This window comes from Vibrio sp. YT-19(2023) (assembly GCF_033337395.1).
In genome coordinates this window covers 1-661 of sequence record NZ_JAWOQN010000590.1, presented here as the reverse complement: position 1 = coordinate 661, position 661 = coordinate 1, and the positions used below count along the sequence as shown (strand labels likewise).

The window sequence follows — 661 nt, the reverse complement described above, 5'->3', positions numbered from 1 at the left end:
AATTGGTATAAAGTGAGAAACCATGATGAAAAAAACAACGACACTTCTTGGAATTTGCGCAATCCTTTCTGCGCCTGCCTTCGCTGCTCAGTTGACTCTGCAAAAGGAATTAGTGCCTCGCGTTATTAACGGTGAGTTCGTTTACCCTGAGTGGATCTCTGACAATAACAGCATCGAGCTAAAAGACGGTGAAAACCAGTTAGCGGTGACTGTTGGTCAAATTGTGTTTGAAGATGGAAAGCGCCGTAAGTTTGATTCGCAGCCTCTTTTATTAGAGTTTGATGCAGAAAAAGATGCTGAACTTTCTCTGACTTACAAAACCTTCCGCACCATTGAAGAAGCGAAAGCCTTCGAACTCGATCCGAAAGTGGTACTAAAGGATAAAAACGGAAAAGAAGTGGATTTCTCTATGGTTCAGCTCCGTAAAGGTGGTTTGCAAGGTTTTCGTGATTACGAGCGAGAAGTGGCCGACTACAACAACGCAATGAACAAACAAGCGACTAAGAGCAGTATCGCGCAATCTCCTGCGGTGACGAAAACATTGAAAGAGTCGTTCAATGAACTCAGCCGTGAAGAGCAACAAGAGTTCATGCAATGGGCGATGCGTAACCTGAAGTAATTTCGTCTCGCACTTAAACAGTAAATAAGAGGGCAGTACCTA

Annotated in this window: 1 protein-coding gene; it reads left to right on the top strand. The window is 43.7% G+C overall.

The features are described from left to right. Positions 1-22 precede the first annotated feature (22 nt). Positions 23-619: a DUF2057 domain-containing protein gene (locus R7E78_RS27320; protein ID WP_005453993.1), complete on the top strand. Its 597-nt coding sequence runs from the start codon at positions 23-25 to the stop codon at positions 617-619. The last annotated feature ends 42 nt before the right edge of the window (positions 620-661 follow it).

Excerpts from the sequence above, each read along its gene's own strand:
- R7E78_RS27320 (WP_005453993.1), top strand. The coding sequence starts at position 23 with ATGATGAAAAAAACAACGACACTTCTTGGAATTTGCGCAATCCTTTCT.